Here is a 26,753-nt window from a genome sequence, read left to right as displayed (position 1 = left end):
AAATTGCCATTCTAAATTCCTTTTTAAAGCGTAAATATTAAATAAAGGTTTACTGCCCTTCGCTATTTAAATATTTCGATGGGCGCTTCAACAATGGCGCTAGCATAGACTCAAGTCCATTTAACTTCACTTCGTATATTAGTGCAAGTTGTTGCCCTAACTTAGAATCAGGAAAGCCGTTACTGTGAAACCAAACTAAATAAGGTTCAGGTAATTCAAGTAAAAGCCGTCCTCGGTATTTACCAAACGGCATCACAGTATTAATTGCTTCAATTAACTGTTGTTGTGACATATAAAATCCAATGTTAACGAATGATCTAGTGTAATACGACTCATTTAGCCATAATGTTTCACATTATTAAGCTGCTTATCTGACTGAGGTACTTTTATTTTATCTGAGAATATCTAAGACTATTTATAATTTTTATTAAATAAACCCGCTGGCATCTGTGCAATTTGAAAATTAATCATATATTCAAATGCAGTCAGCAAAGGCTGATATTTTATTTTATCTTTTTCTAATGTTGAAAGTAATAAGTAACCGGCTTCAACCGTCGATAATCCCCCTTCGATCGAGGTTTGTCTAATTGTATATTGGCTTTTTTCTTCAGCGCTCAATCGCACAGCAGGTATACCTTGTAAATTCATTGATGTTTGATACATTTTAAATGCTTTACGCCATGTACCATCCAATAAAATAAACGTGCGCTTCATGTTATGCTTTAAAATTGCACTGTTACTAACCATATCACTGCTTTTTGTAAGGCTCAATCGCTCTACCTCAATACTCTCTTCACTTGGGTAGAGTAAATAACATTGACGCGTTGGATCGTTTAATATTTCATTTAACTGCGTATTATCAGTAAAGTTCTCGCCAATTATAATTTGACATTGTGGTAATGAAAGATTGAGAATACGGGCGGTTCCGATCGCATTTTTAACTTCACCTGGGTGTTGTAATATAATTAATTCAATATCAGAATCAATAACCGTTATGTGCTGACATATACAGGCTGCTAATGCTTTATCACATACAGTACACTTTTTTCTTTTACTCACGACAAACCTAAATATTATGGATTGATAAGATATGCTAATTCAACATAGATGGCTAAGCTGGCTCATTCTCGGACTGTTATGCCTTATTATTTATGCCTTATCCACCGAAAATATAACCGCCTTAGATTATAACAGGGAATTGATTATCGATGGTGAATTATGGCGTTTAATCACTGGTAATTTTAACCATACAAATATCTATCATGTACTGCTAAACGTCTGTGCGTTGGCTGTTATTAGCGGACTACATTACCGTTATTATAGTGCGACGGTTTACCTTAGTTTAATTTTATTATTATCAATTGGCGTTGGCGCAGGTATATTCTTGCTATCGCCTAGCACGCATTTATATGTCGGATTATCAGGTATACTACATGGCATTATCATTGTCGGCGCGATTATTGACGTAACGAAAAAGTATTATTCCGGTTACATTTTAATTGCAGGTACGATTATCAAAATCATCAATGAACAATTTTTCAATAGCCCAATAGAGATGAGTAAGTTAATTCAAGCCCAAGTGCTCACCGAGGCGCACCTGTATGGTCTTGTAACAGGATTAATCATTGCCCCACTGTTTGTTTATCTAAACAAAAAAAAGAGCGCCTGAGCGCTCTTATCGAGATATATTGAATCAAATAAGAAGTTTAGCTCGCTAAACTTTCATTAATGTCAGTTAACACTTGCATTGGTGATTCAGCTTGTGTAATTGGTCGACCGATAACTAAGTAATCTGAACCAGCAGTAACCGCTTCAACAGGTGTCATTATACGACGTTGATCTCCAGCAGCACTACCTGCAGGACGAATACCTGGCGTGATCAATAAGAAAGAATCGCCCAATTCTTTTTTCAGCATTGATGCTTCTTGTGAAGAACACACTACACCGTCTAATCCACTTTTGTGTGTTAGCGTTGCTAAACGGATAACCTGTTCGGCTGGTGTAATATTAACACCCATTTGTGCGAGATCTTCTTGCTCCATACTTGTTAATACAGTAACAGCAATCAGAATCGGTGCTTTATCGCCATAAGGAACCAGCGCTGCTTTTGCCGCTTCCATCATACGTTGACCACCACAAGCATGTACATTCACCATCCACACACCCAACTCAGCAGCAGCAGCAACAGCTTTCGCTACTGTATTTGGAATATCATGAAACTTGAGGTCCAAGAATACATCAAAATCACGTGCAACTAATTTGCGAACAAATTCTGGTCCAAATAACGTGAACATTTCTTTGCCTACTTTCAGACGGCATTGGCTAGGATTGATTTTATCAACAAAATTCAATGCACTTGCTTCATCAGCATAATCAAGTGCGACAACTACTTTACTCTCTTGCAACATATTTTTTCCTAGGTCCGAGTTACTCATTATCGTATTACAAATTCGTTCTATATATACTATTCGCCATCTAAGCCTCGAATAGGTTTCACACTGCCCCAACGCTTACACGATGGACAATGCCAGTATATTCGTTTAGTACTAAAGCCACATTGGCTACATCGATAAATAGGCTTCAACTTAAGCTGTTCACCAACAAGATTGCGTAGCATAGCTAAACTTTCTTTTGCCTTACCTTCTTCTGCAGCTTGTTCTTGATACTGCATTAGATGATAAAAGCCTTTCATTGTCGGCGTGCGAACAATTTGATTTAACATCAGCTTTTCAGCTGGCTCTAACCCCACACTGCTCACTGTAAAATCAGCTAATGCAATCGCAACACTAATACCCGCTTTATTATTTTGGGCGTCGTTAAGAAAGTGAATAAAACCATCTTCATTATTAATTTCAGTGTAACAATCTTTTAGTTTCTGTAAAATCTCGGTGACAAAATCAATATCCTGAGTCATTACATGCTCAAGCCAGACAATGGCCTTTTTATAATCGTCTTGCTCAATGTAAAAATCTGCCAGCATGATACTCGCTCTGACACATTGCTTATCATACTGTAAGGCTTTTTTAAGACTCGCTAAACGTTTTTTAGGTTCATTTACTAATGATGTAGAGGCTGCTAGCGCACAATGAAAATGTGCAACTTTACGTTCAACTTTCGTATCGCCCATTTTCTTTAATCTAATTCCAATCGCAATGGCTTGCTCCCACTCCTTGGTCTGTTCATAAATAATAATAAGTTGTGATAAAGCGGTTTGACGGTGATCAGGTTCATCAATCAATTTCAAAAATAATTCTTCAGCGCGATCAACCAAACCCGCAGCAAGATAGTCACGCGCAAGTTGTAATAATGCAAGGTTACGCTGTTCATGCGTTAATGAAGGCCGTGCAATTAAATTTTGGTGGATCTTAATTGCACGTTGTACTTCACCACGTTGGCGGAATAAATTACCGAGTGCCAAATGCGTATCGATCGTTTCACTATCAACATCAAGTAAATCAATAAATAAATCCACCGCTTTATCAGGTTGGTCTGATAATAAAAAGTTAAGCCCCGTCACATACTCTCTAGACATAGTATGTTGCTTATCTTGTTGTAAATAGCGGCCATTTCTTCTACCCATATACCAGCCATACGCGGCGGCAACAGGAAGTAAAAGAAATAAAAGTTCAAACATACAGTAAATTAACCTTTAATATCAGCAGCACGTAATCGTTCAAGCTCTGTAACTTGACGTTTTGATTTACGTTTTAATTTCGACAGTGATAATTTTAATTTCATTAACAACAGCCCCATACAGACACCAGCCACGACTAAACCAGAAACGAATGCACCAACAAGCAGAGAAGATAATTTAAACGAATCTAGCGCAATTAGGTAATTAAAATCAACTAACTGATCGTTGCTAGAAGCAAATGCTGCAGCAAGCGCCAGTGTGCAAGCGATAATAATAAAAAAGATAAATGATTTCATCGACGTCCTCTGTGATATAAATAGCAATAAAGGGATTATCGCCAATTAATGGGCCAAGTGCTAGTAATATATGGTGTAATCCATAAACTATGGGTCCGTGTGAAAAAAAAGCAAAAAAAAACGACACACCAAAGTATGTCGTTTTTGCAAGTATCAACGGCTATAAAGAAGCGTTAACACGATCTCGAAGTTCTTTACCAGGTTTGAAATGAGGTACATATTTTCCCTCTAATTCAACCTTTTCACCTGATTTAGGATTACGCCCAATTCGAGGTTCACGGTAATGTAGAGAAAAACTTCCAAAACCCCGAATTTCAATTCGATCACCAGTTGCTAAAGTATCTACCATCTGATCAAGTATAGCTTTCACAGATAATTCAACATCTTTAGTCGCCAGCTGTGAATTTGCAGAGCAAAGACGTTCGATAAGTTCTGATTTTGTCATATAATCTCCATATAAGAATATTGTCGACATCGTACTAATGAGGGATGAATAAACATCCCTCCGGCTGATTATTCGCCTTTAGCAGCTTTAAATGCTTCTGCCATAGCAGATAGACCAGACTCTTGCGGTTGGCTGTTAACACTAGCCATTGCTTCTTTCTCGTCAGCTTCATCTTTAGCTTTAACTGAAAGACTAATTACGCGGTTTTTACGATCAACACCAACATATTTAGCTTCAAGTGATTCGCCTACAGATAATACTAGGCTTGCATCTTCGATACGGTCACGAGAGATATCGCCAACACGGATGTAACCTTCAACACCTTTAGCTAGTTCAATCGTTGCGCCTTTAGCGTCAACAGAAGAAACTGTACCATTAACAATAGCATTCTTCTTGTTATTCGCTAGGTATTCGTTGAACGGGTCTTCATCAATTTGCTTGATACCTAAAGAAATACGTTCACGCTCTGGGTCTACTTGTAGAACTACAGCTGTGATTTCGTCGCCTTTTTTGTACTCGCGAACTGCTTCTTCACCAGTAGCATCCCAAGAGATGTCTGAAAGATGAACTAGACCGTCGATGCCGCCGTCAAGACCGATGAAGATACCGAAATCTGTAATAGATTTGATCTTACCAGTAACTTGCTCGCCTTTGATACGTGAAGTTGAGAAGTTTTCCCAAGGATTAGCAATACATTGCTTAAGACCTAGAGAGATACGACGACGTTCTTCGTCGATATCAAGAACCATAACTTCAACAGAATCGCCAACGTTAACAACTTTAGAAGGGTGGATATTTTTGTTAGTCCAATCCATTTCTGAAACGTGAACTAGACCTTCAACGCCTTCTTCGATTTCAACGAAACAACCGTAGTCAGTTAGGTTCGTAACTTTACCCGTAAGCTTAGTGCTTTCAGGGTAACGTTTCGCGATAGCTACCCATGGATCTTCACCTAGCTGTTTAAGGCCTAGAGATACACGTGTACGTTCACGATCGAATTTAAGAACTTTAACATTGATTTCGTCACCAACATTAACGATTTCACTTGGGTGCTTAACGCGTTTCCAAGCCATATCAGTAATGTGAAGAAGACCATCAACACCACCAAGATCAACGAATGCGCCATAGTCCGTAAGGTTCTTAACGATACCTTTAACTTCTTGACCTTCTTGAAGGTTAGCAAGAAGTTCTTCACGTTCTGCACTGTTTTCAGTTTCGATAACTGCGCGACGAGAAACAACTACGTTGTTACGTTTTTGGTCAAGTTTGATTACTTTGAACTCTAACTCTTTGCCTTCAAGGTGAGTAGTGTCACGTACAGGACGAACGTCTACTAGAGAACCTGGTAAGAATGCGCGAATTGTGTTCACTTCAACCGTGAAACCACCTTTAACTTTACCGTTGATAACACCGATAACAGTTTCTTGATCTTCGTATGCTTTTTCAAGCTGAATCCAAGACTCATGACGTTTAGCTTTTTCACGAGAAAGTTGAGTTTCACCGAAACCGTCTTCAATTGATTCTAGTGCTACATCAACTTCTTGACCAACTTCAACTTCAAGTTCGCCAGCAGCGTTCTTGAATTCTTCAGCAGGAATAGAAGATTCTGATTTAAGACCAGCGTCAACTAAAACGTAACCGTTTTCGATTGCAACAACAGTTGCTTTGATGATGCTACCAGGAGCAGCAAGTTCTTGTAGTGACTCTTCAAAGAGTAAAGCGAAAGATTCATTCATAATGAGTTATTTGTACTTATAAAACGTTCACATAAGCAATCCGGCTAATGTGGGTTGTTAATCAAAAGTCATCATCATCCTTGATGCTTGACCGCTAAATAATCGATAGAATACCGACTACTTTAAATTTTACCTTCTGCAAAAGCCAACACACTAGCAAGTACGTCTTCGATCAACATAGATGTCGAATCGATAACAAGTGCATCATCTGCAGGCTTTAGTGGAGCGACCAATCGGTTGCGATCTTGATGATCACGTTTCTCGATCTCCTCCAGAAGGGCTGGCATGTTAACATCGAAGCCTTTGTCTTGCAACTGATTAAACCGGCGAATGGCTCTTTCTTCAGCAGAAGCATCTAAAAATATTTTCACACTGGCATCAGTGAAGACAACAGTGCCCATATCACGGCCGTCGGCAATTAAGCCAGGCGCAACACGGAAGTCACGTTGACGTTGTAACAACGCTGCACGAACTGCCGGATATACCGCTGTACGAGAGGCTGCAAAACCCGCTTCTTCTGTACGAATTTCACGTGATACATTCTCGCCTTCAAGGATCACTTGCAAGCCATCATCCGTTGGGACAAAACGTACGTCTAAGTTTGCAGCTAATGCAGTGAGTGCTTCTTCGTTATCTAAATTCACGTTATGGTGCATCGCAGCTAAGGCTAATACACGATAAATAGCGCCACTGTCTAGTATATGCCAACCTAGCTTAGCCGCAAGTAATTGGCATAAAGTACCTTTACCAGAGCCACTCGGCCCGTCAACTGTAATAATTGGTGCTACTGCTGTCATAAATTCTCCAAACTCGATATTTAACATACAACTTTAAACAGTGCTGTATGGATCTGGCCGCGATTATAACGGATCTTCATGAAAATAGTATGAAATAATAACCGCAAATAAAAAATAGCGAGGCATCACCTTATCAGTAATACCTCGCTATTTAAGAACAACGCTAATAACAGCATCAAATAGGGCAACGCTCAATTTAAGCTTGAACTAAACCTTTAAATTGCTCAAAATAATCTGGGAACGTTTTTGATGTACAGCCTGGATCATTAATCGTTACAGGAGTATCACTTAACGCAACTAATGAGAAACACATAGCCATACGGTGATCGTTATAAGTATCAATAGCAGCGTGAATCAATTTCGCAGGAGGGGTGATTTTAATGTAGTCATTACCCTCTTCTACTTCTGCACCCACTTTACGTAATTCAGTCGCCATTGCCGCTAAACGGTCAGTTTCTTTCACACGCCAATTGTATACATTACGAATAACCGTTGTACCTTTTGCAAACAATGCGGTTGTCGCGATTGTCATTGCTGCATCAGGAATATGGTTCATATCCATATCAACGGCATTTAATTCGCCGACTTCAGCTTCGATATAACTATCAGCCCAAGTGATTTTACCACCCATTGCTGCAATTACATCTGCAAACTGGATATCACCTTGGATTGATTTTTTACCAATACCCGTCACACGGATCTTACCACCTTTAATTGCCGCTGCAGCAAGGAAATAAGACGCAGAAGAAGCATCACCTTCAACTAAGAAGTCACCCGCGGCTTGATATGTTTGCTTACCTTTAATACTAAACGTCTGATAATTGTCATGACTTACCGTTACACCGAATTGCTGCATGATATGCAATGTAATTTCAATGTAAGGTTTAGAAACAAGCTCACCAAGGATCTCTATCCTTGTATCATTTTCTGCCAGTGGTGCAGCCATTAAAAATGCAGTTAAGAACTGGCTAGATACGCTGCCATCAATCTTAATATTACCACCTTTCAAGCCAGTGCCTTTAATAAGCACTGGTGGGTAATCTTCATTTTTCAAATAAGAAACATCTGCGCCAGCTTGACGTAAACTGTCAACTAAGCTGCCAATTGGACGCTCTTCCATACGTGGTTCGCCGGTCAATTCAAACTCACCTTCGCTCAAACATAACGCTGCGCATAATGGACGCATTGCCGTACCTGCGTTACCTAAAAATAGCTCAAGTTTTTCTTCTACAGAAAATGCACGACCCAAGCCAGTTACTGTACAAATTGTTTTACATGTAGACAGATCATACTGCACACCTAATTTTGTCAGTGCGTTTAACATATGACGAATATCATCACTGTCTAATAAATTTGTTAAACGCGTTGTGCCTTCAGCCAGCGCAGCAAGTAGCAATGCACGGTTTGAAACACTTTTAGAGCCTGGTAAGTTAATAGTACCTGATACTTTACCAATTGGTTGTAATGTTAATTTTTCCATAAATTTATTCACTTAATTTTTGATTAATACAACGAATAGTCGCTAGCGTTACTTGCTATGCGTCTAACTCAACCAACACTGTCAGTAGCGCCTTCATGAAGGTTTTATTTTCCCGTTCAGTGCCAATGCTCACTCGCAAATGCTTTGTTAAACCATAACCCGCAACAGGACGAACAATTACGCCCTTATGCAATAATGCTTGGTACACAATAGCCGGATCTTGAACAAGTTCCACGGTAATGAAATTACCTTTAGACGGTATATAACCAATACCCTGCTCACTGAAAAATGTTTCTAACACAGTCCGTTGTTCATTATTTAACGCCACACTCTCGGTTAAAAAATCATGATCAGACAATGCCGCTTGCGCAGCCGCTAATGCAAAACTATTACAATTAAATGGCTGACGAACGCGGTTTAAAATATCCGCTATATCCGGATGTGACATGCTATAACCAACACGTAAACCCGCAAGGCCATAAGCTTTAGAGAAAGTACGTGTGATAATTAAATTTGTAAACTGATTTAACCAAGTAATTGACGGCGCTTGTAGCTCTTTATCTACGTATTCAAAATACGCTTCGTCCAATACAACAATCACGTCTTCTGGCACTTTGCTTAAAAAGTCATATAAGGCTTCAGCTGTTAAAAACGTACCCGTCGGATTATTTGGATTTGCAATAAAGATAAGACGTGTACGCTCGGTAATTGCGGCCAGCATTGCAGGTAAATCATGCCCCCAATTTTTTGCTGGTACAGCCACTCCCCTTGCTCCAATCGCTTGTGTCACTAATGGATAAACCACAAATGCGTGCTGCGCAAAAATAACTTCATGCTCTGGCGTAACAAAGCTGCGAGCGATGAGTTCCAGTACATCATTTGAACCATTACCTAAGGTAAATTGTGCTGGCGCAAGATCGTATTTATCTGCTAACGCTTGCTTTAGATAGAAGCCATTCGCATCTGGATAACGGGTGATACCCGATAGTTCTTTCTCTAATGCTGCTTTAACTAATTCACCAACACCCAATGGATTCTCATTCGATGCCAATTTAACAATATCTGTTAGCCCTAGTTCACGCTCTAATTCATCAGTCGGTTTTCCCGCTTGATAAGGGTGTAAACCTTGTACCCCTGTATTTGCTAAAGCAAAAAAATCACAACTCATAATAAATCCTTGTAGACGGCACTCTTATTTAGTTGGCACGCTTGTCATCGACATTAACCATGCTCAACACATTTTTCCATTGCCTTTAAATACGTATTAATTGTTCTATTGCTAAGAACGCTTTCTTATCTATTCGCGATTAACGCTGTTGACGTTCAAATTTTTCCATAAAGCCAATAAGTGCTTTCACACCTTCGATTGGCATCGCATTATAAATACTTGCGCGCATACCACCGACAATACGGTGACCTTTTAATGCCATTAAATTCGCATCTTGAGATTGTTGTAAGAACGCCGCATCCAGATCACTTGATGCTAATGTAAACGGCACATTCATTTTTGAGCGGTTACCCGTCGCTACGTTGTTACTGTAGAAATCGCTGCTATCAATATAGCCATAAAGTAGCTTGGCTTTTTCTGCGTTAATTTCTTCAATAGCAGACAGACCACCTTGTGCTTTTAACCACTTGAACACAAGTCCTGCTAAATACCAAGAATAGGTCGGCGGCGTATTAAACATCGAGTCATTTTCAGCCATCAGCTTATAGTTAAAGATTGATGGGGTTTCTTGTTTGGCTTTACCGAGCAGATCATCACGTACAATCACGACACCCAAACCTGATGGGCCGATGTTCTTTTGCGCACCCGCATAAATAATACCGAACTTGCTAATATCTAATGGTTTAGAAAGGATATTTGATGACATATCAGCAACAAGCGGGATATCACCTGTGTCAGGGATATCATTAATCTCAATGCCTTCGATAGTTTCATTCGGGCAGTAATGTACATAAGCCGTGTTTTTGCTTGATACTTGCCATTGTGATGCAGGTTTAACTGCAACAATACCATCGGTACTTGGCATTAGAATATTGGATTCATTAATCTGGCAGTATTTCTTACCTTCAACAACCGCTGATTTTGACCACTGGCCAGTTAATAGGTAATCAGCTTCAGTTTTATCACCAAGGATATTCAGGGGCACAGCAGCAAACTGACCGCGACCGCCACCTTGTGAAAAGATAACCTTGTAGTTGTCTGGAATGGCTAATAGATCACGTAAGTCTTGCTCTGCGGCAGAAGCGACAGCCATGTAGTCTTTACTACGATGACTGAGTTCCATTACCGATACGCCGGTATTATTCCAATTAATAAATTCTTTTTGGGCTTGTTCCATCACTGCATGTGGCAACATTGCGGGACCAGCGCAAAAATTATAAGTCTGACTCATATCCATAATCCTTGTTAACAAAGCAGCTTAAACGTTTTAAACCCTTATTGAATGACTATCTAATGTAAGCCATTAATGTTGTTTTTCAAAGCAATTATTTAATTACCTTTATCGCCTTCTTAGGCAAAGCTGATCTCGCGAAAAAGATAACTATTGTGCCGATAGCCATTGATAACATAGCCAATCCAAACTGAGCGTCACTCCCTATTCCCATTATGAGTAAAAACAGACCGATAACAATAAGTAATGAGCCAGTGAACATAGATACACGAGGATGTGTACTAACAAAATCAGTCTGTTTAGCCGATGCCTTTAAACCTTGATGTTTATGCGAATGCTTTGCTGCTTTACGTTTATGCTTTCTTGTTGACATAACACACTCCAAAATTAACGAATTTAATATGCTATTAATTACTTAAAATAATGATTATTTAAGATAGTCATGGTCTTTACAGTCCTTTTACTCCCTCGATGATATCCATTGGTGTTAAAGCGTAATTATTCTTAGTATAGGTTTTTGCTGACATAGCGTGAGCGAGACTTGCCGTAATTGTCGCATTTATGACACTGTACCTTTGCGCTAACAATGCCGAAATCAATCCCGTTAACACATCTCCAGATCCACCTTTACTCAGAATATTACTTCCCAAAGGATTGATGTAAATAATATTATTATAGGTGATAAGCGAGTTCGCGCCTTTTAACAACAGCACAGTTTTGGGATAATTTATAGCAAAGAGTCTTACATACTTGAATCTATTATTTTGCAGCTCTGCTACGGTTATTTCTGCGAGATTGATTAACTTCAGCAGAGAGCAGAACTCTTTAGGGTGTGGCGTCAACACCACATTTTCATGATTTAAAACCGTTAGAATAATCTCGTCATGAAATAAATCTGCATCAACAACTTTTGGAATATCAATATCTAAAATCTGTTCTATTTCCGCTTTTATAAATTGGCCAAGTCCCATACCAATTGCGATCGCAGTGCATTTTTCAGGCAGGGTATGCTGTCGCATAATATGAAACGGTATATTTACATTTTCGTCTGTAATCACAGTGACCAAACCTGCACCAAATGCAAAAGCGGCTTCAGCTGCAATGATCCCCGCCCCTGTTTTATTACCGACAATGACGCTTAAATGCCCAAATGACCCTTTGTGCGAGTTTTGTTTTGTACGTAATGGCAATTGCATATCAAAGGGATCTAAAAGATAGGTATTAGTTGTCGTTTCATAAATACTGCGATGCACACCTAAGTCGCTGACAATAATATCTCCGGTATAATCCTTCGCGACATCACTGTAAAGTTGCGTTTTTAACGCCCCCATAGTGATGGTTATGTTCGCGCAAAAGCCGACGGTGGTTACTTTTCCCTGCTTATTTATCCCTGAAGGAATATCACATGCAATTTTATGCCCAGGCCAAGAATTTATTCGTGTGATCAGACGCTGCGACTCGTTATCCAGATCTCTGTTTAATCCGGAGCCAAAAAGGCAATCGACAATAACATCGGGCGTGTGTTCAAGTGCTAGTTCAGATAAGCTCTCGATGATCTTAACACCTAAAAGCTTGGCTCTTTTATATTGCAATTTTGCCATCGCAGATTTCACATGATACGGCATAAGCATACAGACATCGTATTGAGAGTATAAAAGTCTGGCAAGCGCGATTCCATCTGCACCATTATTTCCTGAACCGCAAACGATAAGTACCTTTTCATTACTTGAAAACTTACCGTGTATATATTGCATCATCGACGCAGCGGCATGCTCCATCAGTAAATCTTCACTTAACCCAAACAGATCAACACATCGCTTATCTAAAGCGTTCACATCATCAAATACCTTTTGCATTCGTTACTCCATTATTGAACGTCTTTAGACAAGTATGCTTTATGATCAGCCTGCTTGCTTGTGTTTTATTGATCTTCGATTAAGGCTACCAAATGCGTTAATTAACGCACCCAGAATAATTAAACTGCCTCCAAACCAAGTCCACAGGGAAGGTACTTCACTAAACAATAACCAACCGAATATAATTGAGAAAACAACTTGCACATAAGAATATGCCGTCGCTTTGCTCGCTACTTCTGTTTGCATTGCTTTGGTTAACCCCAGCTGCCCTATTTGAGTGAAAATACCAATAAAAATCAACAATACAAACGCTTCTGTATTGGGCAGAACAAAATCATCACCAAGTAAGATTAATGACAGGGGTAATGCAACAAGTGGAAAATAAAATATAATCACAGAACTATCTTCGGTACTACTAAGACGCTTAACAATCACATAAGCAATCGCACTCCCCAACGCACCCAGCAGTGCAACTGCAACGCTGAATAAAGGTAACTCGGCAGTCCCTGAAAATGTCAGGCTTGGGCTAACAATAAGTAATAGCCCTATGATGCAAAACAGAATGCAGATAATAGTCGAGCGTTGAATACGTTCTTTAAGAAAAATCAAGGCGAGTATTGCCGTAAATACGGGATGTAAATATTGTAGAATAGTGGCCTCAGCTAAAGGCAAAGTCGTTACCGCGAAATAAACACAGATGAGGGCTAATGAACCAACAGTACCACGCGCCATAAGTAGTTTTTTATTATTGCCCCAAACGGATATGCGTTTACGACGCACGTCCACGTAACTAATAATTAATGAAACAATTGCTCTTGCTGCAACAATTTCAAAAACAGGAATACCATAAGTACTGACTAATTTAACAAAGCTCGTCATAATCGAAAAAGCCAATGCTGACATCAGCATGAACCTTACACTAACAGGAATATTTTTTATAAATTGAGCTGGCATAGGGAGTGATTAACTTCAGATGGTTAGAAAAAATGATCTTATAAAAGAAATTGCTTAAATGAAAGTAGTTTTAAATATTCACGACTACAGTTTAGCGTTATGTTTGCGTATACTGCGCGATTAAATTAATACCAACACTAATACAAAGATGGTGCAACAGAATGATTATTTTTACCACAAACTTAGGTGACATCGAAATTGAACTGAATATGGAGAAAGCGCCAGTCACGTCAAAGAACTTTCTACGCTATTGCAAAGAAGGTTTTTATGAAGGCACTATTTTTCATCGCGTGATTAAAGACTTCATGATCCAAGGTGGTGGTTTTACTGAAAAAATGCAGGAAAAGAAGACTCGCCCAGCCATTGCTAACGAAGCTAATCGAGGCCTTAAAAATGTGATTGGTTCAATCGCAATGGCGCGTACAGATTCACCACACTCTGCGACAGCTCAGTTCTTTATTAACTTAGATGATAATGATTTTCTTGATCATACCGCAACGACAAACGCTGGCTGGGGCTACACGGCATTTGGTACTGTTACCGCGGGAATGGATGTAGTTAACATGATTGCATTTTCAAGAACGACAACAGTAAAAGGTCATGAAGATGTACCGAGCGAAGCTATCATTATTAAGAAAGTAGTTATTAAATAATGCATTAGGATGCCATAAATCGTTTATGGCATCCTTCGTTATAAGCTAGAACGGACGCAGGTAAATCCTTATCACAGCATTCGCAATTCGGTCTCAGTACTAATATTTTGACGTCCTTATCTAAATATCAACCAAATTCAAGTTGCTGAGGTAGATCATCAGTGATGTCATGCCATGCAGCCTTACTCCCCACGTAAACATGTCGTGTTGCTTTGACTTTTGGATCGGTATCGAGCGTCCCAAAAGGGAAACCAAGTATGTCAGGGTAAGCATCAAATTTTGTAAACAGACTCGAACCACATTCAGCACAGAAACCTTTATGTTCACCAGGTGAAGATTCGTAAAACTTAATGAATGTTTCACCTTCAAGAGTTTTCCAACTCTCGGTTTTTATCTTGGCTCTGGTTCTAAATGCCGACGCGTGTAATTTACGGCACATACTACAATGACAATTGAGTACATCGTCAAATTCGCCATCAATTTCGTATTGCACTTTATTGCACAAACAACTTCCTTTGTTGATCATCATTCTTCCTTAAATTTATAGATTACATAATTCACTGAGGTGTTTAATTTGTTGATAATGCCCCGTATTTTCTCCACCTGATGCATCAGGGGTATACCAAATCGCATTCAATCCGGCCTCAATGGCAGGCTCTATATCGCGATGTAATATATCACCGACCATGGTAACTTCGCTTGCGTCAACACCAAGCGCTTCTACCACAGCTTGATAATAAGCAGCGGTTCCCTTACCAATACCTAAATTTGATTGGCAAAAAAACTCTAATATGTACCCAGCAAGCCCTACGCGTTCAAATGCAGCTTTAATATCCTCTTCACTTGAGTCCGCAGCACCAGTCGCGACATAAAGTTTACAACCCTGTTGCGACAGTAAAGCCAACGTATCATGTGCACCATTTATCGCTTCAACATGCTCCCAATTACACATTTTTCCTTTCATATGCGCTGGATTAACCATTAAGGTATCACCCCAATCAAACAGATAAATCTTAGCCATCATGCACTCCTTTCCGTTTAATCGTTTCGTGCTTATTCTTTACGATAGAGGGTATATTAATCTTTACATACAATAACATGCACAAGCTTATCGACACTCTCACCAGTATTACTTAAACCATGTTCAGTAAATTCATGGACACTTTCAATGTTAAAACCCACTTCGCGTAGAAGATTACAAGCACTAGAGTCATCATACAATTCAAAACCATATTTCACAAAAGGAAGGTTTTTCATAAACTCTCGGTTTCCAAAAGCAATACAGAAAGTGCCGGATGGCTTCAATACTCGTCTAACTTCAGAAAGGTGTTCATAAGGATTTTCCCAAAAATATAAAGTGTGTACCGTAAACACCTTGTCAAAGTAACCAGCTTCGAAAGGAAGATCCGCTGAGTCACCACACTCAAATTTGGCAACCCCTTTTCTAACCTGAGAGTCATTAAGCCTGCTAGCCTCGGCAACGAGCGCTGTTGAAATATCAATTCCCACATAATTAATGCCTTTGGCTTCTTGCAAGACTTCCTGCACGAATGCCCCATTACCGGGTCCAATTTCTAGCACCCTATTGTCGTCATTTAATTCTAATAGGTTTATGCATTCTCGATTAAGGTTATAATTTGCCTTATTCATACTAATACCAACTTCAAGCGCTTTATCTCCGCTCGGACATCGAAGTTGAGATGCTAAATGTTCAGGTTCCATATTGAACGTCCTTATAAATCATCAACAAAGTTTAAGTCTGCTTTACCGCAATCACTGAAAAAGTATGCCAATGCTTGATTTTTCCTATGGCCGTTTGCCCTTTTTCATCACGCTCATGAAACTCTATAATTTCAAATTCGCCAAACAAATTCAAGACTTGTTGCTTGTTCATCGGGTTTGTTGCACTACGATACCCTGTAGCCCAGCTATCATTTACCCCCATAAAGTCGCCAGCAAACACGCCACCTTTGGCTAAGCTAGATGATATTTTTATCCATGTGTTTTTAAAATCGCTAGGTTCGGCAAAATAAAGACTAGAGTGAGCTAAAACCAGACCATTTTTTGGGTAGTCATAGTCCTCAAAACTATCACGTGATATTTCAACCATAGCATTATCAGCAAAACGTTCATGACAAATTGCTAACGCATCTTCATTAATATCAAAACCAGAAACTTGATAGCCTAAATCACTCAGGTAATGAATATCACTTCCTATTCCGCAGCCACAATCTGTTGCTGTTTTATAATTAGATGTGTTTAGCTTCACCGCGGATTCAGTGCTTGGTCTATGTTTACGTATTAACGCCTTTTCGTAATATTGACACCAAATATCTGCATTTTTTTCCATAAAGTCTGCTTATTTACTCTTGTTTAAGGCCATTATCATAATTAAAAGATCATAACGTGATCGACGACTCAGTGGACACAAGAAATCGAGTTAATCATTACTGTCGGCTCTGTATTCAAAGTTTGTTCTTATGATGATTACTGTTATTTTTGTGTAAGAATCATTGAACTGAAATATATCATGGCAGTGCCCGAAAGCCTTTGAACCCAATTCCCCATTCTGGTATTTTTAGCCGATGATTTTATTTTCTCTATTGCTAAGGTTACGCCGACAAACCACATAAATATGATGCTTGCATGAATTGAAACTAACGAAAATGCATTTAAATATGAAAAATTGTCGGGCGATATAAATTGAGGAAAGGCCGCTAAATAGAACATCGACACTTTAGGATTTAGGATTTGAGTGATGAACCCTTCATTAAAATAACCAACTCCGTTCTTCTGAGCATTGATTTTTTTATTCGTTTCGGTATCGCTGCTCTTTGTTTTGTAAGAGCTAATAATTGCCTTTACGCCGATATAAAACAGATACCCAGCACCGAGTATTTTAATGATGAAAAATAACTCTGCTGATTGCATCAATAATGCAGAAAATCCGAAAATAGACAGCGCGCCATGAAAGAAGGTTGCCGTGGTTAATCCGAAAATATTCAAGATGGAAGCTCGCTGTCCCTGTGACGACGCAGTTTTTAAAATTAACACGCCATTTGGGCCTGGTGATACAACTAAAAGTAACGCGATCAAGCTAAAAGCTAATATATCATTCACTATTATTTACTCCTTTTTAGTGACTATAAAAATATTCCTTCAATAACCAGTACACTTTGTAATATCGGTCTTCTAAGATAGGACGTTAACTAACGTCTTTACAGCCGGACTCAGCTGCAAGTTTCAACCCCCTAAGGGTATGAGGTAAGCCTTTGCTAATTCCAGTTCCGATCAAACGGCCAAATATTGGGGATAACAACCCTGTAAAAGACACCTTATGTAAAACAGCTGTATCTTTACCATTAGGTTCCAGTACATGCTCAAAGGTCATTTTACACAATGGCAAACGGCTAGTTACTGTGAATAATTTATCTTTCACAACTTCCGTGAGTAATATTTTAGATTCAGGACCGTTTATAGGTTTTAATTTACCCATTGCTCCAGCTTCAAATAGTCCATCGATAGATGCACTTTTAACATCAGGATCCCATGATGACCAAGCGTCCACATTTTCATAAATCGCGAATATATTTGCAGCCGATGCATTAATACTTATTTTATGTTCAAATTCCATTCTGATTCCACTTGTTAATTTTTAGCTGTAATAATCTCTGTCACAATTTCAGTTTTGACCGAATTGGCGATGAAGCACTGTTGATGCGATTGATGATGCATTTTTTCAAGTTGCGCTATCGTCGGTTTTTTATCTCCCGAAAACTCAACATAAGGTCGAAGTGTTACCTTTGTCATGGAAATATTACCGTCACTGTCTTTACCCATTATTCCAACAGCATCATCTATATATGAATCGACTACATACTTTCGTTTAGCTGCGATAGATAAAAAGAACAACATATGACAGCTAGAAAGGGATGCAACAAACGCCTCTTCAGGGTCTACATTTGCTTCGACAGAATAAGGTAAAGGTACAACGTGAGGTGAAGATGAGGCTTGAACAACTACGCCACCATCAAAGATCCATTCATGCCCTCGGCTGTATTTGTTATCAACATAACTTTCATTGCTATCTCTAACCCAATTGATTTTGGCAAAATACTCTGACATTTTAACTCCCTGTAAATAGTCCTATACAACTTCCCGTTGGATCCAATAATACATCACAACACAGTTATTCATTTTTTAGTTCGTCGATAAAATTAACAACTTGCGTAAGTAAAACATTCACCGTCAATTCAATGCTATCACTTTGGCTCTGACTAACATGGAAAAAACCACCTTGGATTGATAACTGTCTTACCTCGAGTTCTTTTACAGATAACTTATTTAACCAATATGGCGCTAATGAACATTGAGCTGAACCCGTGGCAATATCTTCATTAATCCCGATTTTAGGAGGAAAATACCTAAGTACATAACCACCAGCGCCTTTTTGAGCCGTTATGATTACGGCATGGTACTCACTGATACTTTTTATAACATCGAAGTCAGGTTCGAAGTCACGAACTTGCTCTTCACTATCTAGCACTAAAACCAAATCCCTTGTGCTGAATACATCAATAGCTTCCAAACCAAGTAATTTACTGTATTTTTTCAATTCGGGATTATGTTCTGACTGCCAGCTTGGCATAGTCATCGTATAACCATAAGTATATTTCTTGACTGAAATCACACCGTGCTTACTAACAAACTGGATATCAAGATCATGGTCAGGATCCATTTCGAAAATAGCGGCTGCAGCGGCTAAGCTACCATGTCCACATAGATTAATTTCGACACAACCCGCAAACCAACGGATTTCATAACTGTGTTTGATATAAACAATAAATGAAGTAATAGGTTGACCCAAGTTACGCGAAATAGTTTGTAACTCATGCTCTTGTAACCACGAAGTGAGTTTTACAACAGCTGCAGGATTACCCGTTGCGTTGTCACCAGTAAATACATTCAGTATATGTGCGTCGATAATCAATTCCTCCAATACATTAATGCCCAGTTAAATTATAAATCAGATACAAGCTTCCGATCAGCTGGATGGTTAACCCCATCATTAGTGACTATATCCTCGATATCAAAAGGATTAACGCCCTCGAGGCAACCAATGTTAAAACCATATTCACTTGGGTTAGAACGGCGTTGATGATGTGTATAAATACCACAATTAGAACAGAAATAGTGTTTAGCCGTATTGGTATTAAATTGATACAATCGCAGATCCTCAGCACCTTTAATAATACGAATACCACTAAGATCGACAGACCCAACAATTGCACCTTTCCGACGACAAATAGAACAGTCGCAACGCCTAGGTTTTTCAATGCCATTAGGTAACGACAATTCAAGCTCAACAGAACCACAATGACAGGTTAATTTATGCTTAGGCTGAATCTTAGCCTTCCCTACTTGCTTCAACATATTTAGAATTTCCCTATAAAATTAATACCGATGACTTTATTAACTAACGACTTCCATATTTAGACAACAGCCAAACAACAACGCATCACGCAATATTTAATCCAATATGATTTAATAACTTATCAGCATGCTCTTTTTCAATAAAGTCATCTTCACACGAGCAGTAAAGCATTTTTTGATAAGCCATACCGAGATATGCTATTGATACATGATGAAACACCAACGGTTCTCATTGGCCCCTCCTGTAACACTTGTATTTTTACGATAAAAGCCCCTCAGTAACAATAATCTGAGGGGCTATGTCAGTTTTCGTTACTGACTGTTAGCCTGAGGATATGTATTTGGTGTTATAAATGCGGGTGACGTCGTCACAAGTCGATTTGAGCCATCTTCATAGACAAACTCAATAAAACGTGAGGTGTAACCTGTCTTAGTCGTAATTGGTGCTAATTTATAAACACATTTTTGTTCAATACAAACACCTGCAATTTGTGTTTGTTTATACTCCATTTTTGCTGGATAAATACGGAAATCTCGATCCTTTGGATTATAACCTTCCCATAACGTTGCTTTAATTGGCTCAAAGTCTGTCGTTACGCTAATAACCTGATGATCTTTACTTGCATTCCAACGCACATCAGGCCTAGGAAGTTTATTAATAAACAAGGTGTAATATTCAATAAGCGCCGGATTCACGATCGAATAATCAATATAATGACGCTGATTAGGTAAAATCCGAAGTACGGTTTCTCCAGGTAAATCTTTCGCGTACTGTAAGTATGAATCCGGAACAAAAAAATCATCTGACGATGCGTTAATAATATATTTAGGCACAGCCAAACGTGAGGCATATTTTGAATAAGATAAATAAGCAATCGGATCTTCGATGCTCATTAATTTGTCGAATTCAAGACTCCCCATACGGTCCGTTACACCTTGCGCTTCATAATCATGAAATGCTAATGGCCAACCGTTTAGACTATTTTTTATATGAAGTAGGTTTTCTTTGGTGTTCAGAATATCGATAACAATAGGGATAATACCATTGACTCGGTCATCTACGATCGTTGTTAGCCACGCTGTCCAACCACGTTTGCTGGCACCCGATAACACAAAATCAGTCGGTTTTTGGTAATGACGTATATCGGCTTCCGATTGAATCATGTCCATTGCCTTAACAACCGCTTTCGTCATCGGTAAATGTGCAGGCCAATAAGCATTGTTTTCCGGATCATCCATGTATTGATTCCAAGTATAAGCAACAATATCGTCTTCACGTCTTGCTATGTCATCATCAAAACTTAAATACTGATCGGGGACATCTTGTAGATCTGCAACAACAGATTGAGTTGCCTTTACAAGCCCCTCAAAATCCACCTTTGCTGGTTTAGGGTTAGATTTACCCTTTTCTTCAAACCGCGTGCCACCATTAATATAAAGGAATGATTGCGATGAAGTGACATGATCTGGTACATAAAGCACTAGCGTGTGCTTCCAGTCACGTCCAGAGTTGCTTATTGTTTTATCAGGCCAAAATTGGCTCGTTAATGTATAGGTATATACGGTTAAAGCCGCTTCCTTTCTATATTCACTCTTTTCTAGCTTCCAGCTCGCCGGTGTCGACGAATCTGAATTTACAAAACACGACAACACATTTTGGGGATGCGTTTTTAACTCTGATTTTAAACATAACGTATTTTCATCCGCAAATACTGCGCTAGATATTAAACTAAGTGCACACCCAAATAGGAAACCTTTACTCGCTTTTTTTGTAAAACCAATGCTATACATTTCTGCATCCTTTCAAACATCAAAAAATAAAATAATTATCTAGCTCGGTGAACTAGAGCATTACGTTAACTTAAATCCCAAGACTAGTGATAAATAACCATATCACTAACGGAATAATAGAATGCTAAGATTGCACTGAATAACGATTTTAATCAATCAGTTATTTACTATTGTTGAGGTTCACCCATTCGTACATCTCCCCTCTTCAAACTTTATATTATTCTTTAAAACGTATCCAACCTGGTCTTATGTGTTAAGTTCGCATCACGAAAGCCATTTGAATCTCACCATTTTGACTACTGATTACGTCAAACCCAGCATCTTGGTATACTTTTATTGCACTTAAATTCGTTTGATACACAGTTAAAATAAGCGAATTACTGTTAAAGTGTTTGAGATAACACTTTGCTAAATCAAGTAATTTAAAAGCAATCCCTAGTCCTCTGTTCTTTTTTACTACGTACATTTGGATTATTTCGATTTTTTTCGATGTTGAAGGAGTTAGTCCACATAAACCAACCAACTCGTTACCAATAAATGCACCTAACATAGCACTATTTTTGCTTTCTTCTTCAATGAGCTTTTCAAAGTACAATTGAGGTAACTTAACTTGTTTTTCGTATCCCGAACCGAAACATTCAGGATGCAATTTCAAACTTTCTAATCTCAATTCACGATATGCACGGCTATCCTCAGCCTCCAACACTCTACAATATACTTCCATATAACCTCGTTAAATACTTACCAACTCAACCTTATCACCATCTACCAATATCACTTGCGCATTACTGAAAGGGATAAGATTAATCGCATCCATGTAATTTGACATTATTTTTTGCGTACTTTCTTGAAACGGAAAGTTTGTATAATGCGGTAACGGGTAAAAATCAATGACACTTAAAGAAGAAAAAGAGACTAGGTCTGCAACAGCGTTAAAGTCATCCATCTCTTTTACATATTCAATATTTGGAGACAGGATTACTGAACCCGCAGATTCGCCAATATACGGTTTACCTCGGTTAATTTGTTCCTTTATTAATTCATCGGCACCCGTTCTTCTTAGCTCTTTAAGCAAGAAAAATGTATTTCCTCCACTGATATAAATAAAGTCATTACTTTCTAGCTTACTTGATATTTCGTTTTTTGTAGCTGTAGAAATTTCTAACACATCAATAATTAAACCTAGATCTTGCAACACCTTTTTACCTGCATCCACATAAAAAGTGACTTCTTCATGAATACTCGCTGTAGGGATGAATGTAACAGTCTTCCCCTTTAGCTCAGTTTTTTCCGATTGAACAAATAACTCGACTACATCAGTAAACGATGATGCTAAAAACAATTTTTTCATTACTTTTCCCTAAAACTAAACAAGATAATCCAGATTAAAACCGAACGCATGACTAATTGAAATGATTACTTCGCACACAACCATGAATATTATCAATAAATTCAGACACTTGCTATACTGTTACATTACTTTCTATAATTTCATTTAATAACGCTGGGAGCCACTCAGGTTTAAAGCTGTCGTGACCTGCTACGCACATCTATTCTAAAGACCACCACTTCCATTTTTGAATCGTGCTTTTTTCTTCTTCAGTCCACAGTGCTGCAAAAAAAACCTTAAACACTCGGTACAACGGCTTCTTCACTCTTTTGCCAAATTTGATAGCAATAGTTAATATTCGATTCAAATTTTTGCTCAAACGCTAAACTAAATGAACCAGGGATTTCAGGAAAAACAATATCCCCTTCAGTTTCAATATCAATTGTTGATATATGCAAAGTATCAACTTTAGAAATCAAACTTCTATAAATCTCGCCGCCACCCGAAACAATAACGTGATCGGTAATATCTTCTAACTCTTTTAAAGCACCCTCAATTGAAGAGAAAACCATTACATTTTCATCCTCTGAAACGAAATCAGATCGTGATATCACGGCGTACTTACGATTTGGTAGCGACCCCATAGACTCAAAAGTTTTGCGTCCAACTAAAAGCCATTGATTATATGTCATGGCTTTGAATAAAAGTTGCTCACCTTTAGCTCTCCATGGAATATCAGGACCATTGCCAATGATGCCATTCAGAGACTTTGCAGCCATTAATGATAACTTCATGATTAACTCCTTTGGTTAATACCTAATTATGCTCTACTAGAATTTTTTGATAACAACATGGGCACTTTTGAATTAAAAAAGAAGGGATTACAAAAATACACCTTTACTTACAGTACCTTACTCTACTTTAACCTAGTTGTATTGTTTTAAATTTAGTGTCATTTATAATCCAGCCATCAAAATAATCAATAATAAATATAAAGGTAAATAATGAAATCTATAACTGTACTTGGTGCCTTAGCTGCAATCGTATTAACGACACATGTTCAAGCAAACCAAGACGTCTCAGGCTTCTACATTGGTGGTGGTTTAGGCTCGACATTTAGTGATTCTGATAGCAGCTCATTTTATTCTGATACCCATGGTAATACACTAAAATTTATTGGTGGTTACCAATTTAACCGTATCGTTGCAATTGAAACTCAATATACAAAATACGGGGATGTCACACCACTTAACAACAAAAATGGCTATAAATGGGCGCCTACTACTCTATCTCTAACCGCTAATCTTGGTTACACTTTCCAAAATGGCTTACGTCCTTTTACTACCATTGGTTTGTCATCACTGGATCTACACCAAACAACGAAAAAAATAGACGATAGCAGTGCTACAGCCGCACGTTTAGGACTAGGTTTAGAATATACACCAGCGACTTTATCTAATATAAACTTCCGTGCAGGCTATGAAGCTGACGCTTTCACACTTAAGACTCCAGGTAAATCTGATACTGATGTTATTTTAAGTTCGCTATACCTAGCTGCATCTTACAAATTCTAACCTTGTAAATTTATTGTGTTGGGCTATATCTAGCTAGTCCGATTAAAATGATATGATAGTCTACAACGACAGTAGACTATCACTCTCCAGCTCCTTAAGCCTCCTCTTATTCTTTTTATAACCCATTTATAGCCCCCATAAATTTCATCCCCCTTCCATGACGATGAAGCCAACTAGGCTCACATTTAAAGCTATCTTGAGAAGGTATGTAAATAAAGTAAACAATGTAAAGTAGTGTAATGTAAATAATGTAAATGATAACAATTACCATTTAGATATGGTGCTAGAATGCGCGTCTCAAATATGACATACAACGAGACAGATAATAATATGAAATTAAAAGTATTACCTTCGGCAATAGCCATTGCGCTAACATCATTTTCAGCATTTTCAGATGATGGAAGTATGGTTGTCACAGCAACAGCTTTAGATCAGCTGGTTCAAACTGAGATTAACGCAACAACATTAGAGCAAAAACAAGCTTCCGACATCAAAGATATTCTAAACACTATGCCAAGTGTTACTGTTGATGGTAATGCTAGGTACTCACGTAAAGTATTTATTCGAGGAATGGAAGACAAGTTCGCAGTTGTAACCATCGATGGCGCTCGTCAGGAAGGTCAGCTTTTCCATCACTCCGGTGACCAAACTATCGACCCATCCCTTTTGAAAGTGGCTAAAATTGAGCTAGGGGCCAACTCTGCACTTAATGGCTCAGGTGTTGTCAACGGTTCGTTCAGCTACGAAACAAAAGACCCTGATGATTTACTTCAAGGCGATGATAAATTTGGTGCTCGTATCAAAACGAGTTACCAAAGTGCATACGAACGAAAAGGTGTTGACGTTGCCGTATATACAAAGCTGAATGACAAGCTTCAGTTTATGGCTATCGCAAACTATTCAGAAGATGGCGACCTACATATTCCAAACAAAGACGATGTTAGCTCTAAACAAGGCGAGCTAAAATCAGGTTTGGCAAAAGTCGTCTTTATTCCAAATAACAGCAACGAATTCAAACTAATGATAAACCACTATAGTGATGGTGGTAAACGTCAACTTTCAGGTGAAAAAAACGGCGCTTTATATGCAGACAAAGAGCATAATTACAATTCTATCAACCGAGATACAGTAACGCTTCAACACGCCTACAATCCAGACAATGATCTCGTTAATTTAAAGAGCAATCTATACTATAACCGCCAGTACATGAAACGCGACCCGCTGACAGATAGCATTTGGAAAAAAGATGCTAATGGAAAATGGATCAAAGATGGTCAAGTATCAATCCCAAATCGCGAATATAATGTAACAACTATCGGGGGTGATATTCGTAATGTTTCTTGGGTTTCTGATCACGAGTTAACATATGGCGTTGACGGTTACACAGCAAAACAGTGGATTGACGCCGAGAATGGCGAAATACTCTCGGGCCCACAAAAAGGTGAAACTAAAAAATATGGTTTTGATGGCGGTAAGATTACAGCTTATGGTCTTTACATTCAGGATTCATTCGAAATTAACGACTTCCGTTTAACGTCGGGACTACGTTACGATATTCATCAACTTGGTGGCATGTACTCTGGTACGCTAGACCAACTTTCACCAAAGTTCAAAGGTGAATACCAAGCAACAAATGATCTACGACTACGTGTAGGCTATGGTCGTTTATTCAAAGGCGCTTCATTACCAGAAGCCTTAATGATAGGAGACCCGAGTAAGGTAACTCAAGGTGATACAAAGGCCATGACGGGTAACAACTATGAAACGGGCTTCGATTACGATTTATCTAACTTACTTGGGGCTGACAACTCAATCATTGGGTTCACGGCGTATAAGTATAACCTTGATAACCAAATGCACCCAACTAAGAACACTAGTTTAACTAACAAGAACGATGCTGAAGTATGGGGTATCGAAACTGTATTCACTTACAAATTAGAAGACCTTAGCATTTATGCTAACCACTCGTATTCAGATGGCGATCAGAAGAACCTTAAAGACAACACGACTAGCGATATGAATAAAACAGGTATTCATAATATCAAGGCTGGTTTCAATTATGGCCTGAGCGAAGAGATCGTGTTTGGTTGGGATTCACGCTTCGTTCTAGGTAACGAATATACAGATGAAGAAAATGAAAAGATTAGTCGCCCGGGATTCGGTGTTCATAACATGTGGGCAGCCTATAACCCTACGTTTGCGAAAGATCTAACTATAAATCTTGGCGTAGACAACTTATTCAACAAGCAATATGCAGAACATACAGGCTTCGGTATTTCTTGGGGCTCAGATAAATACACCAGCTACGAAGTCGGCCGTAACTTCAAAGCAAGCCTTGCCTACGCGTTCTAATAGCGAAAGGTCTTAAATACAAG

General features: G+C 38.6%; 31 protein-coding genes. 4 read left to right on the top strand and 27 right to left on the bottom strand.

Annotated elements, in window-relative coordinates; translation table 11 throughout:
* Positions 1 to 49: 49 nt before the first annotated feature.
* Positions 50 to 292 (bottom strand): DUF3820 family protein, encoded by a 243-nt coding sequence (locus HWV02_RS09580; RefSeq protein ID WP_211679443.1) that lies wholly within the window; start codon positions 290 to 292, stop codon positions 50 to 52.
* Positions 293 to 411: 119 nt separating this feature from the next.
* Positions 412 to 1,059, bottom strand: coding sequence for a tRNA-uridine aminocarboxypropyltransferase (locus HWV02_RS09575; protein WP_211690330.1), 648 nt, complete (start codon positions 1,057 to 1,059; stop codon positions 412 to 414).
* A 31-nt stretch (positions 1,060 to 1,090) separates the two neighbouring features.
* Here HWV02_RS09575 and rrtA point away from each other — a divergent pair, with 31 nt between their 5' ends.
* The gene (gene rrtA / locus HWV02_RS09570) at positions 1,091 to 1,669 is read left to right on the top strand and encodes a rhombosortase (RefSeq protein ID WP_211679441.1); all 579 of its coding nucleotides are present in this window, start codon (positions 1,091 to 1,093) and stop codon (positions 1,667 to 1,669) included.
* Between the two features lie 37 nt (positions 1,670 to 1,706).
* On the opposite strand, the gene pyrF is transcribed toward rrtA, so the two are convergent.
* The 12 genes from pyrF to HWV02_RS09510 all read right to left on the bottom strand — a co-directional run bounded on the left by pyrF (position 1,707) and on the right by HWV02_RS09510 (position 13,546).
* On the bottom strand, positions 1,707 to 2,408 hold the full coding sequence (pyrF, locus tag HWV02_RS09565) for an orotidine-5'-phosphate decarboxylase (protein WP_211679440.1): 702 nt from the start codon (positions 2,406 to 2,408) through the stop codon (positions 1,707 to 1,709).
* Between the two features lie 56 nt (positions 2,409 to 2,464).
* A complete protein-coding gene (gene lapB / locus HWV02_RS09560) occupies positions 2,465 to 3,634 on the bottom strand; it encodes a lipopolysaccharide assembly protein LapB (protein WP_211679439.1) in 1,170 nt (389 codons plus the stop codon).
* 8 nt (positions 3,635 to 3,642) lie between these two features.
* A complete protein-coding gene (locus HWV02_RS09555; protein WP_211675108.1) occupies positions 3,643 to 3,930 on the bottom strand; it encodes a lipopolysaccharide assembly protein LapA domain-containing protein in 288 nt (95 codons plus the stop codon).
* Positions 3,931 to 4,090: 160 nt separating this feature from the next.
* The gene (gene ihfB, locus HWV02_RS09550) at positions 4,091 to 4,375 is read right to left on the bottom strand and encodes an integration host factor subunit beta (RefSeq protein ID WP_211679438.1); all 285 of its coding nucleotides are present in this window, start codon (positions 4,373 to 4,375) and stop codon (positions 4,091 to 4,093) included.
* Positions 4,376 to 4,443: 68 nt separating this feature from the next.
* Positions 4,444 to 6,111, bottom strand: coding sequence for a 30S ribosomal protein S1 (rpsA, locus tag HWV02_RS09545; RefSeq protein WP_045110730.1), 1,668 nt, complete (start codon positions 6,109 to 6,111; stop codon positions 4,444 to 4,446).
* Positions 6,112 to 6,233: 122 nt separating this feature from the next.
* On the bottom strand, positions 6,234 to 6,908 hold the full coding sequence (gene cmk / locus HWV02_RS09540; RefSeq protein WP_211675107.1) for a (d)CMP kinase: 675 nt from the start codon (positions 6,906 to 6,908) through the stop codon (positions 6,234 to 6,236).
* A 196-nt stretch (positions 6,909 to 7,104) separates the two neighbouring features.
* Positions 7,105 to 8,388, bottom strand: a complete 1,284-nt coding sequence (gene aroA, locus HWV02_RS09535; protein WP_211690329.1) for a 3-phosphoshikimate 1-carboxyvinyltransferase — start codon at positions 8,386 to 8,388, stop codon at positions 7,105 to 7,107.
* Between the two features lie 55 nt (positions 8,389 to 8,443).
* Positions 8,444 to 9,556, bottom strand: coding sequence for a histidinol-phosphate transaminase (gene hisC, locus HWV02_RS09530; protein ID WP_211679436.1), 1,113 nt, complete (start codon positions 9,554 to 9,556; stop codon positions 8,444 to 8,446).
* 139 nt (positions 9,557 to 9,695) lie between these two features.
* Positions 9,696 to 10,787: a 3-phosphoserine/phosphohydroxythreonine transaminase gene (serC, locus tag HWV02_RS09525; protein WP_211679435.1), complete on the bottom strand. Its 1,092-nt coding sequence runs from the start codon at positions 10,785 to 10,787 to the stop codon at positions 9,696 to 9,698.
* A gap of 94 nt (positions 10,788 to 10,881) precedes the next feature.
* Positions 10,882 to 11,160 (bottom strand): hypothetical protein, encoded by a 279-nt coding sequence (locus HWV02_RS09520; RefSeq protein WP_045110735.1) that lies wholly within the window; start codon positions 11,158 to 11,160, stop codon positions 10,882 to 10,884.
* A 76-nt stretch (positions 11,161 to 11,236) separates the two neighbouring features.
* Positions 11,237 to 12,643, bottom strand: a complete 1,407-nt coding sequence (locus HWV02_RS09515) for an NAD(P)H-hydrate dehydratase (protein WP_211690328.1) — start codon at positions 12,641 to 12,643, stop codon at positions 11,237 to 11,239.
* Between the two features lie 45 nt (positions 12,644 to 12,688).
* Positions 12,689 to 13,546, bottom strand: a complete 858-nt coding sequence (locus HWV02_RS09510) for a DMT family transporter (RefSeq protein WP_255547141.1) — start codon at positions 13,544 to 13,546, stop codon at positions 12,689 to 12,691.
* Positions 13,547 to 13,758: 212 nt separating this feature from the next.
* Between HWV02_RS09510 and HWV02_RS09505 the strand changes: the two genes are divergently transcribed.
* Entirely contained in the window at positions 13,759 to 14,250 is a 492-nt protein-coding gene (locus HWV02_RS09505) for a peptidylprolyl isomerase (protein ID WP_211675101.1), read from the top strand.
* Positions 14,251 to 14,377: 127 nt separating this feature from the next.
* Here HWV02_RS09505 and HWV02_RS09500 read toward each other — a convergent pair whose 3' ends face one another.
* From HWV02_RS09500 to dfrA, 13 genes are all read right to left on the bottom strand, one after another.
* Entirely contained in the window at positions 14,378 to 14,779 is a 402-nt protein-coding gene (locus HWV02_RS09500; RefSeq protein ID WP_255550639.1) for a GFA family protein, read from the bottom strand.
* A gap of 12 nt (positions 14,780 to 14,791) precedes the next feature.
* On the bottom strand, positions 14,792 to 15,274 hold the full coding sequence (locus tag HWV02_RS09495) for an HAD family hydrolase (RefSeq protein WP_255550638.1): 483 nt from the start codon (positions 15,272 to 15,274) through the stop codon (positions 14,792 to 14,794).
* A gap of 53 nt (positions 15,275 to 15,327) precedes the next feature.
* Positions 15,328 to 15,972 carry a class I SAM-dependent methyltransferase gene (locus tag HWV02_RS09490; protein ID WP_211690327.1) on the bottom strand — a complete coding sequence of 215 codons (645 nt, stop codon included), beginning with the start codon at positions 15,970 to 15,972 and terminating at the stop codon, positions 15,328 to 15,330.
* Positions 15,973 to 16,003: 31 nt separating this feature from the next.
* Positions 16,004 to 16,600 (bottom strand): bifunctional 2-polyprenyl-6-hydroxyphenol methylase/3-demethylubiquinol 3-O-methyltransferase UbiG, encoded by a 597-nt coding sequence (locus HWV02_RS09485; RefSeq protein ID WP_211690326.1) that lies wholly within the window; start codon positions 16,598 to 16,600, stop codon positions 16,004 to 16,006.
* A gap of 143 nt (positions 16,601 to 16,743) precedes the next feature.
* Positions 16,744 to 17,370, bottom strand: coding sequence for a LysE family translocator (locus tag HWV02_RS09480; protein WP_211675097.1), 627 nt, complete (start codon positions 17,368 to 17,370; stop codon positions 16,744 to 16,746).
* 85 nt (positions 17,371 to 17,455) lie between these two features.
* A complete protein-coding gene (locus HWV02_RS09475; RefSeq protein ID WP_211679429.1) occupies positions 17,456 to 17,884 on the bottom strand; it encodes an SRPBCC family protein in 429 nt (142 codons plus the stop codon).
* Positions 17,885 to 17,898: 14 nt separating this feature from the next.
* Positions 17,899 to 18,375: an OsmC family protein gene (locus tag HWV02_RS09470; protein ID WP_211675095.1), complete on the bottom strand. Its 477-nt coding sequence runs from the start codon at positions 18,373 to 18,375 to the stop codon at positions 17,899 to 17,901.
* A 64-nt stretch (positions 18,376 to 18,439) separates the two neighbouring features.
* Positions 18,440 to 19,240, bottom strand: coding sequence for a PhzF family phenazine biosynthesis protein (locus HWV02_RS09465; RefSeq protein ID WP_255547140.1), 801 nt, complete (start codon positions 19,238 to 19,240; stop codon positions 18,440 to 18,442).
* A gap of 29 nt (positions 19,241 to 19,269) precedes the next feature.
* Positions 19,270 to 19,683: a GFA family protein gene (locus tag HWV02_RS09460; RefSeq protein ID WP_211690325.1), complete on the bottom strand. Its 414-nt coding sequence runs from the start codon at positions 19,681 to 19,683 to the stop codon at positions 19,270 to 19,272.
* A gap of 312 nt (positions 19,684 to 19,995) precedes the next feature.
* Positions 19,996 to 21,474 (bottom strand): PhoPQ-activated protein PqaA family protein, encoded by a 1,479-nt coding sequence (locus HWV02_RS09455; RefSeq protein WP_211690324.1) that lies wholly within the window; start codon positions 21,472 to 21,474, stop codon positions 19,996 to 19,998.
* 253 nt (positions 21,475 to 21,727) lie between these two features.
* Positions 21,728 to 22,198, bottom strand: a complete 471-nt coding sequence (locus HWV02_RS09450; protein WP_211690323.1) for a GNAT family N-acetyltransferase — start codon at positions 22,196 to 22,198, stop codon at positions 21,728 to 21,730.
* A gap of 9 nt (positions 22,199 to 22,207) precedes the next feature.
* The gene (locus HWV02_RS09445) at positions 22,208 to 22,825 is read right to left on the bottom strand and encodes a Type 1 glutamine amidotransferase-like domain-containing protein (protein WP_211675090.1); all 618 of its coding nucleotides are present in this window, start codon (positions 22,823 to 22,825) and stop codon (positions 22,208 to 22,210) included.
* A gap of 275 nt (positions 22,826 to 23,100) precedes the next feature.
* Positions 23,101 to 23,598, bottom strand: coding sequence for a trimethoprim-resistant dihydrofolate reductase DfrA (dfrA, locus tag HWV02_RS09440; protein ID WP_211679425.1), 498 nt, complete (start codon positions 23,596 to 23,598; stop codon positions 23,101 to 23,103).
* A 210-nt stretch (positions 23,599 to 23,808) separates the two neighbouring features.
* Between dfrA and HWV02_RS09435 the strand changes: the two genes are divergently transcribed.
* Positions 23,809 to 24,378, top strand: coding sequence for a porin family protein (locus tag HWV02_RS09435; protein ID WP_211679424.1), 570 nt, complete (start codon positions 23,809 to 23,811; stop codon positions 24,376 to 24,378).
* Positions 24,379 to 24,666: 288 nt separating this feature from the next.
* Positions 24,667 to 26,730, top strand: coding sequence for a TonB-dependent receptor domain-containing protein (locus tag HWV02_RS09430; protein ID WP_211690322.1), 2,064 nt, complete (start codon positions 24,667 to 24,669; stop codon positions 26,728 to 26,730).
* The last annotated feature ends 23 nt before the right edge of the window (positions 26,731 to 26,753 follow it).

It is taken from the genome of Moritella sp. 28 (assembly GCF_018219435.1).
Taxonomy (GTDB): Bacteria; Pseudomonadota; Gammaproteobacteria; order Enterobacterales; family Moritellaceae; genus Moritella.
The sequence above is the reverse complement of the archived record's forward strand: the minus strand, read 5'-3'. Positions and strand labels throughout refer to the sequence as shown.